The following is a 14,665-nucleotide window of genomic DNA, read 5'->3' on the forward strand; positions in this document are numbered from 1 at the left end:
AGTTTTTTTTATTTTTAACGAAGAATGAAGAAATTCTAATTATTAATCATCGGATTCAAATTAAGGTCTTTGTTTCTCAAATCCAATCCGCCTTCGTAAACCGATTTAAGATTGGTCAAATAAAAATGCCATCCGTTTGAACAACCTAATCTAATATATTGTTTAGAAAAATCATCTGTCGGAATATTATGATGACGAAGTTCTACCAAAGTATAGCCATTATTTTCACTCAAATTAATGTCGACCAGACAAGTTCCTTCAAAAGTAAATTGCAAATGATTTTTTCCGTTTGCAGCAGTGATTTTTCCTAACATCGGATCTTTATACAAATACCAAAACCATTCATAAGTATTGTTTTCTAGAGCATTTTGATTTTTATCGATTGGTTCTTCACTGGCATCAAAAAAAGATACTTTCTCCAGAAACCATTTTTCTAATTCGTTGGCTTTTGTCCAGGCATTATAAATATCAGAAAGTTTAGCTTTTACAGCTATTTTTTTGGTGAAAGAAGTCCAATCGAAGTTTTCCATGGTTTGAGTTTTTATTATTTATGAAACCTAAACAGGATATTATTAATAGCTAAAAATTACTAATTGTATCTGTTATTCCGATCGTCTAAATTTTTCTTTAAGTCTTTAGTTCGATCATTCGTACATTCGGTAAGACAAGTATAGTAAATCAACGGCTGAATACTTCCTCCATTATATTCTTCTTTTTCAAATGCACATTTTGAATCTCTAAATTTAATCCAGTTTTTCTGTGCTGTAACCAGCAAGTTTTTTTCTTTTTCAGTTAATTTTTTTAATAGCTTTTTATAAACCAGATTAAGTTCGTTGTCTGCTTTATTAAAATTATTAATAGCGGTTTGATTCATTTCGGCTTGCGTTTGCGCCAGTAGAGTAGTGCTAAACGTAAAAAGAAAGAATGCTGAAAAAGAGAGTAGGATATTTTTCATTCGGTTGTTTTATCTGGAATTTAAAGATATTGATTTTTATTTAAAAGAGTTTTAGTGTTTTGATAATTAGTTTTTTAAATAAAAAAATGCGTAAAATAAGTTACGCATTTGTATAAGGTCACTTTTAAGAACAGTAAGCTTTTTTAAATCTTTTTCTGAATCATTAAAATTATCCACATTGCAATTCCAAAAAGCACTGGCAAAACAATATTGCTTTCATCAAAATTTTTATAGTTGAATAAATAGCTGATAATTAACGCAGCAATACAGCCAATAAAAAGCTTTAAAATCCTGTTTGTCCAAGTTTTGTCGTGATAATTCCATTGCTGTTTTTCAAGCCTATTTTTAGAATTTTTGATTTCCATGGTACAGATTTTTTGGTACATCAGATACAATTAAAAAGCCAAAATCTTTGTTTTCAATTTTATATTTTTTTGATAATTCTTCTTTGCTTATCAATTTTATTGATTTGAAAATCTTGTCGTCAATCATCGATAAATTACCTGGTTGATCTTTCAAAACACGATCATTTATGATGTACTGCACATTTTTATCATCATCAGGATTTACCATTTTTTTGTATTCTGCAGATTTTGATGCAAAATATTTCCAATATCTCTTTTTGCAAAAAGCTATAGTTTCAACATATACCGCACCATCTTTTCCATCTTCTCCAAGCAATTCAATAGCTTCTTTTCCTTTAAAAACAGTTACTGCGCTAATCTCTTCTGCACTGTATTTCATTAAATCGTCTTTATCGACGTTTACGCTATCTATAAAAAATACCGGATTATCGCCTAATTTTTTCACTGCTCTTTTAGGAGATTGTGCAAATGAAACGGAAAAAGCAAAAAATAGAATGATTAGATATTTCATGTTTTTTATTTTGGTTCTTGTATTGTTTTGATTATCAGTTAATTTTATGTCTAATATAAGATAAAAGTCTTACTGTAGATGCGTTTATTTTCGAAATAAAGATTCATTTCCCATTTTCCTTTCACTAGTTCGTATGGTTCGTCTAAACTGTATGAAGAGGCAGACGCAATATTCGTTGGTCTTTTTGTGGTGTATCTTATATTTTTAAATTTTTCTCCTTTGCTGTTGGTTACTTTTTCTGGATAAATCCATTCAATTTCAATTGGAATATCAACCGTGTCTTTGGCTTTTACAATATAAACCACTCCAAAATTAGCTTTTTTGACAGCCTTGATCGAATCAGAATTTTTAACGATAGCAAAATCCTTTAACCAGCCGTGAGTGCCAGTTGGAGAGTTTTTAAGCTGGTCTGTTGTGCCACTTTCCACTTGAGCCAATCCGTATTCTAGTTCTTTAAATTCTAAAGTTCCAAAATTTTTAGATTTTATAGTAGTTTGCGAAAAAATAGTGTGTAAAACAAAGAGCGAAACAAAAGTGTAAAAAATTTTCATTGGTTTTGGATTGGTTATGGTTAATAGATTTTATTTAAATAATTGACAATAATCGTCGTAAGTCCTTAATTCGTGATCTGTTTTCGATTGGGCTAATTTCAAATCTTTTGCTGCATTTGCAAAATCTCCAAGCAAATATCTCATAGCACCTCTTCTGTAAATGGCATCTTTTATATAATCCTCGTTTTTTGTCTCACCAAGCTTTACACATTTGTCATAATCTAAAAATGCTTTTTTATAATTTTTCAATTCCTTCTCGCAATTTCCTCTGTCAAAATAAAATTCTGCATCATTAGGATAAATCTCAATTGCTTTATTCAGTGTTCTTTTTGCGTTCCGGTCATCTCGATTAAAAAAAAGATAGCTCGTAACGAGGTTACTAAAAACAGCTCTTTTTGTTATTCCTTTATCAATTGCTTTTTCATAATTGTCAATAGCATCTTCAAATATCGAATCATCTACTACATCTGTTGAAATACCAATTTTAAAGCTTTTTTCTCCTCTTTCAAAATAAGTTTGTCCACTGAGCGGCGGAGTTGAGTTATAGATAAATACTACTGCAATTACAATTAAAATTGATGCTAGTATTTTTAGTTTGTTTTTAGGCATGTTAGGATTTTTGTTCGAAGGTAGAAAGATTATAAATTTATCTGTGACTATGATAAGTTTTTAGAAAAAACACGAAAAATCTTATTGATCTCTAAAATCAATATGTATTCTATCGTTTGTTTTTCCTAAAAAGCTAAAAACTAATTTTCCCATAAGTTCATCTTTGTAGATAACTCCAATATATCTAGAATCAACAGCATTATCTCGATTATCGCCAAGCAAGAAATAACCGTTTGACGGAACAGTTACTTTGTTTATAGCGCTTTTATCTTCTTCAAAAGGGGTTTTAAAAGTATAAATTTTATGTTTATGCCCATTTGGAAGTTCTTCTTCGTGTTCATAAACATCAAATTCTTCGCTTTTTGTTTCTTTTATAAACCTTGTTTTACACTTTCTACCGTTTATGATTAAGGAACCATGCCGAATTTCGACATTATCATTCGGTAAAGCCACAATTCTATAAATCCACGGGTTTAGACTGTCTTTTTTCTTAAAAATGACAATATCTCCATAATCAGGTTCAGTATTATTGAAGGCTCTTAAATCTGCAACAACTCTGTCGCCTAATTTTACAGTTGGTTCATTTCCTGCTGATGGAATCAAATAGCTTTGAACACCAACAATTTTATTATAATCATAATACCAAAACAGTACACTTGTCGTAACAATATAAATAGCATAATAATACCAAGTGTTATAAGGTTTAAGAGTATATGTTTTAAGTTTTCTCGCATTTTTTACGGCATCATAAATCACATAAAAACGAAAAGCAAAATCGATAATTACAATTGCAAAGAAACCGGTAAAGGAAACACCAATTCTTGTAAAACCGTAGAGAATAGGGTAGATAAAAGATATTAATAGAAATACAATTCCTTTTTTTAATTGACCATTATACATTTGCCCAAAGCCAGAGAAAAAAATAGAAAGAAAAAATACTAATATTGGGTTTCTAGAATTGGTTTTGGTAGTTGTATCATTCATGTTTTTTGACTTATTCTGATTGCATGCAGGAGGGAAACGCGCACGCAAATGGCCGAATACTTTTGTTATGAGTTTATGATCTAGATTTTATAGCCTTTATTAATTTTCGATTTCGTTTATCTGCTCTCGCATTTTGTAAAGAAATAACAGCCCAAATTGCGGCAGGAACCCAACCAATGAGAGTGATTTGCAAGATGAGACAAATAATAGAAGTCAGTATTTTTCCTCTCAAAAAGAAAGAAACGCACGGAAAGAAAATGGCAATTAAGGTCATCATCTGGAGTTGTTTTTGGTTTAACTAAAGTAAAGCCTATTTTCGAATTTGCCAAAATCATTTCTAATTCAAAATTTTTTAGTTTCAATACTTTACAAATTCCAACATTGCTTATTTAAGAAAGAAAACGTCGCAGAGCAGAGAAACTATTTTGTTGAAAAAGTAAATACCGTCACGCCCAGAAACACAAAAAAACAAATTATATCGAGTATTGTAACTTTTCGTTCATCGTAAAGATCAATTCCATTTTTTGCTGGCATAATTAATTCTTTGTTCTGAATTTGTAAACTCACAAATCTTAAAAATTGGAAAAGTAACAATGTTACAAGAGTATTTCTTAAGATAAGAGCAGCACGAAAATTATTTCGATCAAATACTAGACTTGGTAAATCTTTAAGAAAAAGAAAAAAGCAATAATGAATAACTCCAATTACTGTCCAGACTAAAAAATAATTGAAATTACGAAGTGCACGATATTGAAAGCTATAGAGAAATAATTGGGTAAAAATCCCATAAAACAAAAGTATATCTTTCTGATTACTTTTGTTTAATGCGCCATAACTAAACAGGAAAAAAGATAGAAGTACGTAACAGCTAATGGTAATAATATTCCATTTGTTTAATTTCGATCTGCGGATAAATTTGTTTTTCATTTAGACTCTATTTTTCCTTTTTCATTCATAATCTTATTGGTTTTTTCCAGAATGCTTTTTGCTTGTTCAATATCTAACCAATCTATAATTCTTATGCTCTTAGAACCTTTTACAATAATAACCGAATAATTAGATTTTGAAAATAAATAGTTTAAGCGCACATTAAATTTAGTTCTTTCGATTCCCAGATCTAAAATGCTTAATTTTTCAATTTCAGAAACTTGATATTCTTTTGGTTTATTAAAAAGACAGTTTTTATTCGTGACTTTTATTTTTTCTGATGAGATTTCCAAAATGACTTTTCCAAAAGTATTCCACAACCAAATCTTAAGAAATACAATAAAGAATCCTAAAAAAGGAATTAATAACGTAATGTAACGTAAAATTGAAAACAGATAAGTATTTTGAGCAGACGCAATAGGCAGAAAAACAAACATTATAAGAATCAAAATTAAAAGACCAAAAGGAAGAAAGATTGCAAGGAACCAGTTTGGCTTATTTTTAATTGTTATTATTTCTGCCATTTAGTTTTAGGAGTTTTGATTTTTTTGTTTGCGTTCACGAGCGAGACGCTCGCGCTGGCGGGGAGAAAATTGGCAATCGAATAACTTACAAATCCTTAATCAATTCACTTGGATGAATTTTTAAGGCTTGTGCGATTTTAAACATAGTACTTATTTTCATTTCCTGTGAGCCTTTTATATATTTTCTTAGACTTTCAACATCCATTTCTGCATCATGAGCAACCTCTCGTCGCTTGAATTTCTTTTCTTCAATTATATCTTTAATCTTGATTCCAAGGTCTTTTACAACTTCTGGAATTTCACTTTTTCTTTCTCTTTTCATAGAAATGAAATTACAAGTAAACGATTGTTTTTAAGTGAATGTAAGAAAGGGGGTGTATGTTGCTGATTTTTTGATATATTTGTTTTGAATTGTAAATTAAATCTTACTTAAAATGAAACTGCAAAATATAGAAAGAGCCGAAGAATTGTTAGAATTAATAAATAAGGGAAAATATTTTACCAAACTAAAACCAGAGCCAAAAGAAACCAACTCGTATACAATCCCGCTAAAAGTATCTTCTTATAACGAATTAAATCTAATGATTTCAGATTTGCTAAAAGCAAGTATTATTTTGCTTAATCCTGATGCAAATGGTTTATCGAGTTTTACAAAAGACAATAATGTCAATGTAATGACTTTGCTTGAAATTGCTTTGCAGTTATTGCCAGAGGAAGAAATGGAATTGTTGGATGATTTGTGTAAATTAATTTTAGAAGTTTAATGCAATTTATTATTTGGCGGTAGCGCGAGCGTCTCGCTCGTGACTAATTCTTAATTTGGTTTTATTTGGATTGTGTGTAAGAGCGGGACGCTCGCGCTCGCAGGAGGATATTGAGTATATTTTTAACTTTCATCAAATGAAAAAGTATTCCAATAACTGTTTTTAAAATTCTTCATGTTTCCAGACTTATGCTCTAGTGATAAAATTTTTTTCAGTTCCGGCAAATCTTTTTTGCTTAATTGACAGTGAATTAGTTGTTTTTGATTATAAGAAAGAATAATTAATTGTATTGTTTTGCTCTCGTTTTCCCATTGATCTTGAAATTTTTCAAAACACCTGGCAAGCTTAAAAAATACACTGATTAATGTATTGGATCCTGTATTTTCTAGCAAATGTATAAATGCTCCATCCTGTTTTTCTGTTATCAATTTCAAAATATCCTTTCCACTTTTTGCTTCTCCGCAGTTACTAAATTTAAATTCTATGTTTATAATGCGTTCGTATTTTGTATCATTTTTTTGAAGACAGTCATGTCGTGAGAAGCTGACTGGCCTTTATTATCAACTTTACACTCGTCTAAAATTTTACTAAATTTATATTTTGCAGCTGTCGGTGTTTCAATTGAATAGTATAAATGAGGATATTTTATTTTAAATTCTTCGTAAATAATAGACGCATTTCTTGTTCAGATATTCTAAGACATTCTTTATTTCCATTACTAACTTCTCTCTTTTTTGGAAAAATTAGCTGTTTACTGGAATTGGTGCTTTGTGCTTCATTATCTAAAGAAACAAGGTTAGCAAGCACTTTTTTGCTTAATTCAAAAGTGTCAATCATATTTTTTTTATTACTTATGATGTTAGAAAAATAAATCCTCACAGCTAGCGCGAGCGTCTCGCTCGTGCACGCACAGAATATCAATTAATGTCTATTTGCAAAACGGTTTGATCGTTATCTCCATAGTTTCTTGCGGAACTATATTTCCAATCTACAGGATTAGTAACAAAGCCAGTTTCGAGCGGATTATTATGAATATAATTTAACTTTTGTTCGAAAACTTTAAAAGACCAAATTTCAATAGGTTGGTTGTTTTGTTGCCAAAATTGTCTAAATTTAACATTGCTGTTTTTCTTTCCAGCTCTTTCAAACATCCAAAGCATCCACTCTTTTCTGCTTTCTTGCGGATTTTCTTCAATTGATTTAAGCAATTTTCTGGATGTAAAACCTTTGAAATCTCTTATGAGTCCTGAAGGATCTCCATTTTCAGATCTAAAAATTAAATGAATATGACTTGGCATAATGCAATAACCATATATCTCCATTCCTTTGTTCTTTCTGCAGTAATTTAAAGATTCTATAATGTTTCCAAAATATTCCTCTCTTATAAAAACATCAATCCAGTAAACAGTAGCAAAACTTATAAAATAGGCTCCAGTTTTTTCTCCAAACTTGTATTTTCTACTCATTATTTTTTTTGAATAAAAATAAGAAAAAACTTATTTTTTTTGTATTTACTGTCCTGAGCATCACTCGTGACTATTTTATGATTAGCTTTTACTTTGATTGCGGGCACGAGCGGGACGCTCGCGCTAGCGGGGGTGTTATGTTTTTTATTGTATTCATCTAATGATTTTGATTTGTTTGTATAAAATTCAATTTCAAATAGAAAATCAGACAATAAAAGATCGCTTATTGAGGTATATACGTTATATATAATGTTCATTAGTTTTGATTTAGTTTACTTTTTTAATAGAAATAACATTACGTTCATACTCATTGCTATATTCTTTTTGATTGTGTTCACGAGCATTTATCGTATGCTAGCGATTAGAACATTTCGGACGGTGGAGTTTTAGGTGTTGTTTACATTTGTAATGCTTTAAATAGTCCACGATGTATAACTATATTTTCAGTCCTATTAAACGTCATATTTGTATGCATGTATTTAAAATATAGTAGCTCTTTTTTATGTTTATGTTGATTACCAATAATACTAAAATTATATAATGTGTCTAAGACATAATCAATATTTTTTTCTGAAATAGTACCAGCATTTAGGTATTTATCATATTCTTTTGTAAACTCTGATAAGCTAAAGTTCCATTTTCGGATATTCGCAAAGATTTGAAAATACTGCACAATTTCAGGTAGAACAGGGAATACTTCATCTATTATCTCATCTCGTAAATAGTTAGAAAAAGCTCTATCGACAAATTTGATATTTGCTTCCTTAATGTAAGGATAATTTTTGCTATAAGTCTCTTCTGCACAAGCTTGAATATATTGTATAAAATCTCTAGGTCTTAAATGAGTACTCCTTGCTATAAAATCAAATGAATCTATTTTTTTTTCTTGTTTGTTCCCAAAACCTATCTGTTCGCGGAAGAATATTTTTTCCCAAGCTTTTGAAAAAGGTAATGGGGCAGAAAAATAATCAAAATCTTTGGTTATTCTAAATGCAAGTAAATCTTTTAATTTTTTTTCATTCCATTCGACCTCAATTTTATAATCACGCCATTTGTTCTTGTCAGAATCTTTGACCAAAGAGTAGATATCATCTCTTAAAAAGACGACGGGTTTAATTTTTTTATCACTCTCATTAAATATAGATTTAATATCTTGAACCGCTTTGAATAAACTTGTAACCAAAAAAATATATTGGTCCGAAGTTTCGTCATCACTAATTACACGGTAATCTTCGTCAAGTTCATCAAATACTACATAGTATTCAGATTGATCACAATGTTCAAATATTATATCTTCTAAAATATTTACTTTTTCTATCCATGGAATAAAATTTGCTTTTTGTTCTTTTGAAACTTTTAATGAACCGCCATTCCCTAAAACTGTCGCACCGAATTCTGCGGAAGTCCAATTACTAATTGTCCTAGCTAATGATTTGATACTACTTTTAGGATAGATTTTTTCTAACTCAGCTCTTACTGTGGAATCAATATTTTCATTTGAAACCATAAGTTTGCATATGTTAGAATAAATGAGATATTTCCAAAGTGTTATGTATTGATTTGGCGCGGTGTATTTTTGATTGTCAAGATGATACAATTCATTAAATGGGAAGTTTTTAAAACTAAGTTTAGTTGAGAAAATATTATGTTCTTTTCTCTTAATAAGATATTCACAAATTGCAGATTTTCCTGAACCTTTGCGACCGATAACGTAACATTTATTGTTTTTGATAATATTGTCAACTTCTGATGAGTAATAAAAATATTTCTCGGTATCTTCTAATTTAGCCTCTAATTTCCAATTATTAGAGATGCTTTTCAATGTATTATTTGTCATTTATTATATAATAAAGTGTAATTTAAAGGTGAATTTTTAGGTAAATAATAAAAAAGGGTAATAGGATTCATAAAAAGCAAACATCAGCATTTAATTTAAATTCATTACTAAGTAAAAATACCTGATTTTGACACGAGAGGTTTATTCATTTAATTTGTTTTAACATTGTAAGCAATTCGGGAATTTTCCCTACTTGTGTCTCTGTCCAGAAATAATGTTCATAATCTGTAATACCATTATCTTTTAGATAAATTGATATTCTTCTGGAAGTTTTTTCAATGTTAAAACGAAACATTATTTCTTTTGAATTAAAGATGTATGTTGTTGATTGATTTTTTTCGGTTTTATCTTTTAGATTTGGAATTACATATTGTTCAATAAACAATATAAATTCGTCAACTTCATTTAAATCAATCCATGAAGATTTGAAATTATTATTTCCGTGATATTTTAGAGTCATATCCACTTGTAATGATTTTATTTTTCTATTAGATTTTAAATCAATTACTTCAATTGGAAAGAAAGAAACTATCTCATCAAGTCCGGACTTAAATTCTGCTCTTACATTCCAATTTTTATTTATTTGAGTGATTTCTGCATTTTCAATAAACTGACGGGCTTGAGAATTTTTATCTTGAGAATAATTTTGCGTTATTGAAAAGAGTAATAATAATATGGTAAATAGTTTTTTCATTTTTTAAGTTTTGCTTGTTAGTTGGTTCTCAAAACTAAGAACATAAAAGCTAAATACATTACGGAAAACCGTAAACATAATTCTGAAAACCAAAGCCCTAGCCCTGATAGAAGCGGTATCCTTTTTAGGCAAACGAAAAAGATCTTATTAAAACCGTAAACAATCTGCCTAAAAAGATATAGCGGATAGCAGGAAACAGCTCCAAATAAATAGTATAATTCCACTAAATACGCTCATTAACAACCAAAAAAATAACCACTAGAATAATCCACAAATATTTCGTAATTTTGCCGTCCAAATAAAAGGAATTAGAAAATGTTAGATAGACTTCAATATGTAAAGCAGCGTTTTGATGAGATTTCGGATTTGATTATTCAGCCGGATGTTATTTCTGATCAAAAACGTTACAAACAGCTTAACCAGGAATATAAAGGGATAAAAGCGCTGGTTGAAAAGCGAGAAGAATACATCATAGTTTTAGCAAACATCGACGAAGCAAACGAAATTATTGCTGACGGAAGCGATGCTGAAATGGTCGAAATGGCCAAAATGCAGTTGGATGAAGCAAAAGAACGCTTGCCGGAATTGGAGGAAGAAATCAAATTCATGCTGATTCCTAAAGATCCTGAAGATGCGAAAAACGTTATGGTGGAGATCCGCGCGGGAACGGGTGGAGACGAAGCGAGTATTTTTGCAGGAGATTTGTTCAGAATGTATACTAAATACTGTGAAACGCAAGGATGGAGAACTTCTGTTGTAGATATGAACGAAGGTACTTCTGGAGGTTTCAAAGAGATCATTTTTGAAGTTACAGGAGAAGATGTTTACGGAACTTTGAAGTTTGAAGCAGGTGTTCACCGTGTACAACGTGTTCCTCAGACAGAAACGCAAGGACGTGTACATACATCGGCAGCAACGGTTATGGTTTTACCAGAAGCTGAGGAGTTTGATGTTCAGGTAGATATGAACGATGTTCGTGTAGATTTCTTCTGTTCGTCTGGACCTGGAGGTCAGTCGGTAAATACTACGAAATCGGCTGTACGTTTAACGCACATTCCAACTGGATTGGTAGCGCAATGTCAGGATGAGAAATCACAGCACAAGAATAAAGATAAAGCTTTAATGGTATTACGTTCTCGTTTGTACGAAATGGAATTGGCTAAAAAGCAAGAAGAAGATGCTAAAAAACGTAGTTCTCAAGTAAGTTCTGGAGACCGTTCGGCTAAAATCCGTACGTACAACTATGCGCAAGGTCGTGTAACCGATCACCGTGTTGGTTTAACGCTTTACGATTTAGGAAATATCATGAATGGTGATATTCAGAAAATCGTTTCTGAGCTTCAGTTGGTAAACAATATGGAGAAATTGAAAGAAGCTTCGGAAGTTTACTAATCTGAGATTCTGAGATTCTGAGATTCTGAGATACTAAGATGCTAAGGTTCTGAGTTTTTTTCTTTGAACTTAAATTATATTAAGCCGAACTTTTGTTCGGCTTTTTTTATGCTAAATAACTTCTTCGGCAATCCAAACATAGCCCGTGGTTTTAACCACGGTAGACGTACAGATTGAACGTAATTATATATAGCGTTCCTGTGGTTGAAACCACGGGCTATTTTTCAAATTATTGTTATTCATTGCAAAAAGAAAAACTTAGAACCTTAGCATCTAAGCCCCTTAGCACCTCCAAAAAAAGTTATTTTTTCAAAAAAGAATTGTAAAGTTTTTAGATTTTAAAAATGACTGAAAAATATATTTGGAATATATTCTTGATATAATTTAAGAACAATATTACAGCATTTAGAGATGCGGTAAGATTTATAAGATTTATTAAATAAAACTTAGTATCTCAGAGTCTTAGAGTCTCAGAACCTCAAAAAAAACTTCACGAATCTATTGATTTGTGAAGTTTTTTTTTAACATTTTTTACACCATATTTGCCGAACCAACCAAACATTAAATTTAATCTATGAAGAAAACTTTACTTTTATTATGCTTCTTTGGAAGCTTTTTTTATGCGCGATCGCAATCGTATTTCGGATTTAGAGATGACAATTATGCCGGAATCCAATCGGCTATTTTTAATCCGTCTGCTATTGTAGCTTCAAAGTACAGCGCCGATGTAACTCTTTTTTCTGCGAGTGGAACAGGTCAGAATGATTTGTACGGCGTTAATTTTTCGAGCATTTTTGACGGTAATTACGATTTTGACTCAGAAGCGAATAAAAACTTTAAATCGAACAACAGAGGAAACTTTAATATTGATGTTTTAGGACCGTCTGTTATGTTCAACATTACGCCTGAGCATAGTATGGCGATTTTTACTCGTGTGAGAAGCGTAACCAATCTTGTAGATGTAAACGGACAGCTTGTAGATGAGGTAAACAAGGATACGGATTTCTCTAACAGCTTTTTGATACAAGGCGGGAATCCGAATGGGGTTACCAATTCTTGGGCAGAAATCGGGGCTAGTTATGCTACTATTTTATTAGATCGTGATGATAATTTTATACGAGGAGGAATTACCGTAAAATACTTAATGGCAGGAGTAAACGGTTATCTTAACGGAAATGATATCAGCGTAGCATTCAATAGAAATAACGCCAATCCAGAATTGAGCGAATATTATTCGACAGGAACTTTGAGAACCGCTGCAAGTTACGATTACGATAACGGCGAAGATCCAAAATTTGATGCTGGTTCTGCTGGTGTTGGAGTTGATTTGGGTTTTACTTACGAGTATCAAACCAATTGCCATACTTGTATCGGAAATCGATATAAGTTTAAAATCGCGGCTTCTATTACCGATATCGGAAAATTGAATTATAAAAACGTTGTAGAGAACACTTATAATTTAAACGGAAGAGTAACGCAAGATGATATCGAAAGTGCCGATAATATTTTTGAATTCTTTAATTCGAATTATACTAAAGTTTCTTCAAGAAAAGGAATTAAGGCCAATCTTCCAACGGCTTTACATACTAACTTTGATTGGAACATCAACCAAAAATTCTATCTGAATTTAAGTACCGATTTTAGTTTAGTAGACGCCAAGAAAGTAAACGGAACTGCAATTGCGAATTCGGTATCTTTTACGCCTAGATATGAAACTAGACAATTTAGTTTTTATGTTCCTGTAACGTACATGCAATACAGCGGAACGCAAATTGGTGCTGGTTTTAGAGCCGGACCTTTATTTGTGGGTTCTGGAACTCTTTTTACTAATTTGTTTTCAAACAATTCAAAAGGCTGTAATATTTATGCGGGTTTGAAAATTCCGATTTATCAAAATTATAATTAAGGTTCTGAGATTCTAAGATGCTAAGGTTCTGAGGTTTTTTAGTTCTGCGGGCTTTTATATAGAAAAACAGGCTGTTTCACTTTTATGAAACAGCCTGTTTTATTTAAGGTTGAGATTAAATTTTAATTATCAAGGCTTTTAATTTATTTCGATTTATCGAAATAAAAAACTTAGAACCTTAGCATCTTAGAATCTCAGCACCTTAAAAAAATATAGTGAAGGTCTTATCTTCATTAACCGCTTTCCCCAATAAGCGTATAATGAAAGTTAGATACCTAGAAATACTCTCGTATATTCAAAACATTTATATAGATTAGAGTAAACGTATACACCATTTTTTAATACTATTTCGCTTAACTTTTCCATAATACGTAATATTAAGTTTGACAATTACTCTTTAGACGTTTAATATTGTGATTCTTCGTCTTCTTCTTCAGAAGATTCGTGTGAAGATTCATTTTGTGGTTTAGAAACTAGATTGGTTACAATTAGCTGAACAATCGATCCTAAGATGCCTTTAAACATGGTGTCGCCTTTTCCGACGATAAATCTTTTTGCGATATATCCGATTCCGATGCTAATGGCAGATTGAGCTAAATGACTTTTAAAACCTACTGTTTCATTGATTTCTTCAACCGTATTTCGAATGAGATTAATAGGTTTTAGATTTTCCTTAATATCTTCGATATGATCTTTAACAGCGCACCATTCTGTGTCTTGGCGGGCTTCTAATTCTTGAATTTTTTGATTTAATTGATCAATATTGTAAATGGCCTCCATAAATTAGTCTTTTAAAATTATCAATAAATTAAACCTTTAGTTTTTAGTTTCTTTTAGTATACTAGAAATGATAGTATTACCAATTGGAGTTTTAATTATTTTATGATGTGATTTCACAACTATTATTACCATTAATAGATAAAAAAGTGCCATAATAAAAAATCCATAATAATATTCTCCAAGTTCTTTTCCGATCCACAAACTGATTCCGATATTTAGAAACAAGGTAAAAAATGCAACAACAATACCGATTGCAATCTTTGATGCCAATGATCCAACACCATCGGCCACTGAACATACAGTTTTCAGTTTTAATAATTCTAAACTTGTTTTTGCGTAGTTTTCAGCTTTTTCGTAAAGATTTAAATCTTCGTTTGTTGTTGCATTTGGTTCCATGATA

The 14,665-nt window shown here is 30.9% G+C and carries 20 protein-coding genes; 3 read left to right on the forward strand and 17 right to left on the reverse strand.

Annotation, left to right across the window (positions count from 1 at the left end; translation table 11 throughout):
* Nucleotides 1-35: 35 nt before the first annotated feature.
* The 10 genes from HNP35_RS15410 to HNP35_RS15455 form a co-directional block, all read right to left on the reverse strand.
* Nucleotides 36-530: an SRPBCC family protein gene (locus tag HNP35_RS15410; RefSeq protein ID WP_184163943.1), complete on the reverse strand. Its 495-nt coding sequence runs from the start codon at nt 528-530 to the stop codon at nt 36-38.
* 59 nt (nt 531-589) lie between these two features.
* Nucleotides 590-955 carry a lysozyme inhibitor LprI family protein gene (locus HNP35_RS15415; RefSeq protein ID WP_184163946.1) on the reverse strand — a complete coding sequence of 122 codons (366 nt, stop codon included), beginning with the start codon at nt 953-955 and terminating at the stop codon, nt 590-592.
* A gap of 143 nt (nt 956-1,098) precedes the next feature.
* Nucleotides 1,099-1,320: a hypothetical protein gene (locus HNP35_RS15420; protein ID WP_184163949.1), complete on the reverse strand. Its 222-nt coding sequence runs from the start codon at nt 1,318-1,320 to the stop codon at nt 1,099-1,101.
* Complete coding sequence (locus HNP35_RS15425; RefSeq protein ID WP_184163952.1) at nt 1,301-1,831, reverse strand: hypothetical protein; 531 nt, start codon at nt 1,829-1,831, stop codon at nt 1,301-1,303. The genes HNP35_RS15420 and HNP35_RS15425 overlap by 20 nt, the downstream gene beginning before the upstream one ends.
* A gap of 50 nt (nt 1,832-1,881) precedes the next feature.
* On the reverse strand, nt 1,882-2,382 hold the full coding sequence (locus tag HNP35_RS15430; RefSeq protein ID WP_184163955.1) for a DUF3859 domain-containing protein: 501 nt from the start codon (nt 2,380-2,382) through the stop codon (nt 1,882-1,884).
* 30 nt (nt 2,383-2,412) lie between these two features.
* Nucleotides 2,413-2,991, reverse strand: a complete 579-nt coding sequence (locus tag HNP35_RS15435; RefSeq protein WP_184163958.1) for a tetratricopeptide repeat protein — start codon at nt 2,989-2,991, stop codon at nt 2,413-2,415.
* An 81-nt stretch (nt 2,992-3,072) separates the two neighbouring features.
* Nucleotides 3,073-3,975, reverse strand: a complete 903-nt coding sequence (gene lepB, locus HNP35_RS15440; RefSeq protein ID WP_184163961.1) for a signal peptidase I — start codon at nt 3,973-3,975, stop codon at nt 3,073-3,075.
* 73 nt (nt 3,976-4,048) lie between these two features.
* On the reverse strand, nt 4,049-4,252 hold the full coding sequence (locus HNP35_RS15445; protein WP_221433464.1) for a YqaE/Pmp3 family membrane protein: 204 nt from the start codon (nt 4,250-4,252) through the stop codon (nt 4,049-4,051).
* 646 nt (nt 4,253-4,898) lie between these two features.
* On the reverse strand, nt 4,899-5,426 hold the full coding sequence (locus HNP35_RS15450; protein WP_184163965.1) for a hypothetical protein: 528 nt from the start codon (nt 5,424-5,426) through the stop codon (nt 4,899-4,901).
* Between the two features lie 85 nt (nt 5,427-5,511).
* The gene (locus HNP35_RS15455) at nt 5,512-5,748 is read right to left on the reverse strand and encodes a helix-turn-helix domain-containing protein (protein ID WP_184163968.1); all 237 of its coding nucleotides are present in this window, start codon (nt 5,746-5,748) and stop codon (nt 5,512-5,514) included.
* A gap of 112 nt (nt 5,749-5,860) precedes the next feature.
* On the opposite strand from HNP35_RS15455, the gene HNP35_RS15460 reads away from it, so the two are divergent.
* Entirely contained in the window at nt 5,861-6,190 is a 330-nt protein-coding gene (locus HNP35_RS15460; RefSeq protein WP_184163971.1) for a hypothetical protein, read from the forward strand.
* A 122-nt stretch (nt 6,191-6,312) separates the two neighbouring features.
* Here the strand turns inward: HNP35_RS15460 and HNP35_RS15465 are convergent, their stop codons facing one another.
* The 5 genes from HNP35_RS15465 to HNP35_RS15485 all read right to left on the reverse strand — a co-directional run bounded on the left by HNP35_RS15465 (nt 6,313) and on the right by HNP35_RS15485 (nt 10,187).
* A complete protein-coding gene (locus HNP35_RS15465) occupies nt 6,313-6,624 on the reverse strand; it encodes a hypothetical protein (RefSeq protein ID WP_184163974.1) in 312 nt (103 codons plus the stop codon).
* Nucleotides 6,625-6,835: 211 nt separating this feature from the next.
* Nucleotides 6,836-7,027, reverse strand: coding sequence for a hypothetical protein (locus HNP35_RS15470; protein ID WP_184163977.1), 192 nt, complete (start codon nt 7,025-7,027; stop codon nt 6,836-6,838).
* 80 nt (nt 7,028-7,107) lie between these two features.
* Nucleotides 7,108-7,656, reverse strand: coding sequence for an REP-associated tyrosine transposase (locus HNP35_RS15475; RefSeq protein ID WP_184163980.1), 549 nt, complete (start codon nt 7,654-7,656; stop codon nt 7,108-7,110).
* A 397-nt stretch (nt 7,657-8,053) separates the two neighbouring features.
* Nucleotides 8,054-9,493 carry a P-loop ATPase, Sll1717 family gene (locus tag HNP35_RS15480; RefSeq protein ID WP_184163983.1) on the reverse strand — a complete coding sequence of 480 codons (1,440 nt, stop codon included), beginning with the start codon at nt 9,491-9,493 and terminating at the stop codon, nt 8,054-8,056.
* A 145-nt stretch (nt 9,494-9,638) separates the two neighbouring features.
* Nucleotides 9,639-10,187 carry a hypothetical protein gene (locus HNP35_RS15485; protein ID WP_184163986.1) on the reverse strand — a complete coding sequence of 183 codons (549 nt, stop codon included), beginning with the start codon at nt 10,185-10,187 and terminating at the stop codon, nt 9,639-9,641.
* Nucleotides 10,188-10,502: 315 nt separating this feature from the next.
* On the opposite strand from HNP35_RS15485, the gene prfA reads away from it, so the two are divergent.
* Nucleotides 10,503-11,579, forward strand: coding sequence for a peptide chain release factor 1 (prfA, locus tag HNP35_RS15490; RefSeq protein ID WP_091495846.1), 1,077 nt, complete (start codon nt 10,503-10,505; stop codon nt 11,577-11,579).
* 574 nt (nt 11,580-12,153) lie between these two features.
* Nucleotides 12,154-13,485 (forward strand): DUF5723 family protein, encoded by a 1,332-nt coding sequence (locus HNP35_RS15495; protein ID WP_184163989.1) that lies wholly within the window; start codon nt 12,154-12,156, stop codon nt 13,483-13,485.
* A gap of 405 nt (nt 13,486-13,890) precedes the next feature.
* Here the strand turns inward: HNP35_RS15495 and HNP35_RS15500 are convergent, their stop codons facing one another.
* Nucleotides 13,891-14,265, reverse strand: a complete 375-nt coding sequence (locus tag HNP35_RS15500) for a hypothetical protein (protein ID WP_184163992.1) — start codon at nt 14,263-14,265, stop codon at nt 13,891-13,893.
* A gap of 36 nt (nt 14,266-14,301) precedes the next feature.
* Nucleotides 14,302-14,661 carry a hypothetical protein gene (locus HNP35_RS15505; protein WP_184163995.1) on the reverse strand — a complete coding sequence of 120 codons (360 nt, stop codon included), beginning with the start codon at nt 14,659-14,661 and terminating at the stop codon, nt 14,302-14,304.
* Nucleotides 14,662-14,665 lie beyond the last annotated feature (4 nt).

The organism is Flavobacterium notoginsengisoli (genome assembly GCF_014207905.1).
GTDB lineage: Bacteria > Bacteroidota > Bacteroidia > Flavobacteriales > Flavobacteriaceae > Flavobacterium > Flavobacterium notoginsengisoli_A.

What these genes read in the sequence shown, in the direction of transcription:
- HNP35_RS15410 (WP_184163943.1), bottom strand. Translation starts at nt 530, where the DNA reads ATGGAAAACTTCGATTGGACTTCTTTCACCAAAAAAATAGCTGTAAAA.
- HNP35_RS15415 (WP_184163946.1), bottom strand. Translation starts at nt 955, where the DNA reads ATGAAAAATATCCTACTCTCTTTTTCAGCATTCTTTCTTTTTACGTTT.
- HNP35_RS15420 (WP_184163949.1), bottom strand. Translation starts at nt 1,320, where the DNA reads ATGGAAATCAAAAATTCTAAAAATAGGCTTGAAAAACAGCAATGGAAT.
- HNP35_RS15425 (WP_184163952.1), bottom strand. Translation starts at nt 1,831, where the DNA reads ATGAAATATCTAATCATTCTATTTTTTGCTTTTTCCGTTTCATTTGCA.
- HNP35_RS15430 (WP_184163955.1), bottom strand. Translation starts at nt 2,382, where the DNA reads ATGAAAATTTTTTACACTTTTGTTTCGCTCTTTGTTTTACACACTATT.
- HNP35_RS15435 (WP_184163958.1), bottom strand. Translation starts at nt 2,991, where the DNA reads ATGCCTAAAAACAAACTAAAAATACTAGCATCAATTTTAATTGTAATT.
- lepB (WP_184163961.1), bottom strand. Translation starts at nt 3,975, where the DNA reads ATGAATGATACAACTACCAAAACCAATTCTAGAAACCCAATATTAGTA.
- HNP35_RS15445 (WP_221433464.1), bottom strand. Translation starts at nt 4,252, where the DNA reads ATGATGACCTTAATTGCCATTTTCTTTCCGTGCGTTTCTTTCTTTTTG.
- HNP35_RS15450 (WP_184163965.1), bottom strand. Translation starts at nt 5,426, where the DNA reads ATGGCAGAAATAATAACAATTAAAAATAAGCCAAACTGGTTCCTTGCA.
- HNP35_RS15455 (WP_184163968.1), bottom strand. Translation starts at nt 5,748, where the DNA reads ATGAAAAGAGAAAGAAAAAGTGAAATTCCAGAAGTTGTAAAAGACCTT.
- HNP35_RS15460 (WP_184163971.1), top strand. Translation starts at nt 5,861, where the DNA reads ATGAAACTGCAAAATATAGAAAGAGCCGAAGAATTGTTAGAATTAATA.
- HNP35_RS15470 (WP_184163977.1), bottom strand. Translation starts at nt 7,027, where the DNA reads ATGATTGACACTTTTGAATTAAGCAAAAAAGTGCTTGCTAACCTTGTT.
- HNP35_RS15475 (WP_184163980.1), bottom strand. Translation starts at nt 7,656, where the DNA reads ATGAGTAGAAAATACAAGTTTGGAGAAAAAACTGGAGCCTATTTTATA.
- HNP35_RS15480 (WP_184163983.1), bottom strand. Translation starts at nt 9,493, where the DNA reads ATGACAAATAATACATTGAAAAGCATCTCTAATAATTGGAAATTAGAG.
- HNP35_RS15485 (WP_184163986.1), bottom strand. Translation starts at nt 10,187, where the DNA reads ATGAAAAAACTATTTACCATATTATTATTACTCTTTTCAATAACGCAA.
- prfA (WP_091495846.1), top strand. Translation starts at nt 10,503, where the DNA reads ATGTTAGATAGACTTCAATATGTAAAGCAGCGTTTTGATGAGATTTCG.
- HNP35_RS15495 (WP_184163989.1), top strand. Translation starts at nt 12,154, where the DNA reads ATGAAGAAAACTTTACTTTTATTATGCTTCTTTGGAAGCTTTTTTTAT.
- HNP35_RS15500 (WP_184163992.1), bottom strand. Translation starts at nt 14,265, where the DNA reads ATGGAGGCCATTTACAATATTGATCAATTAAATCAAAAAATTCAAGAA.
- HNP35_RS15505 (WP_184163995.1), bottom strand. Translation starts at nt 14,661, where the DNA reads ATGGAACCAAATGCAACAACAAACGAAGATTTAAATCTTTACGAAAAA.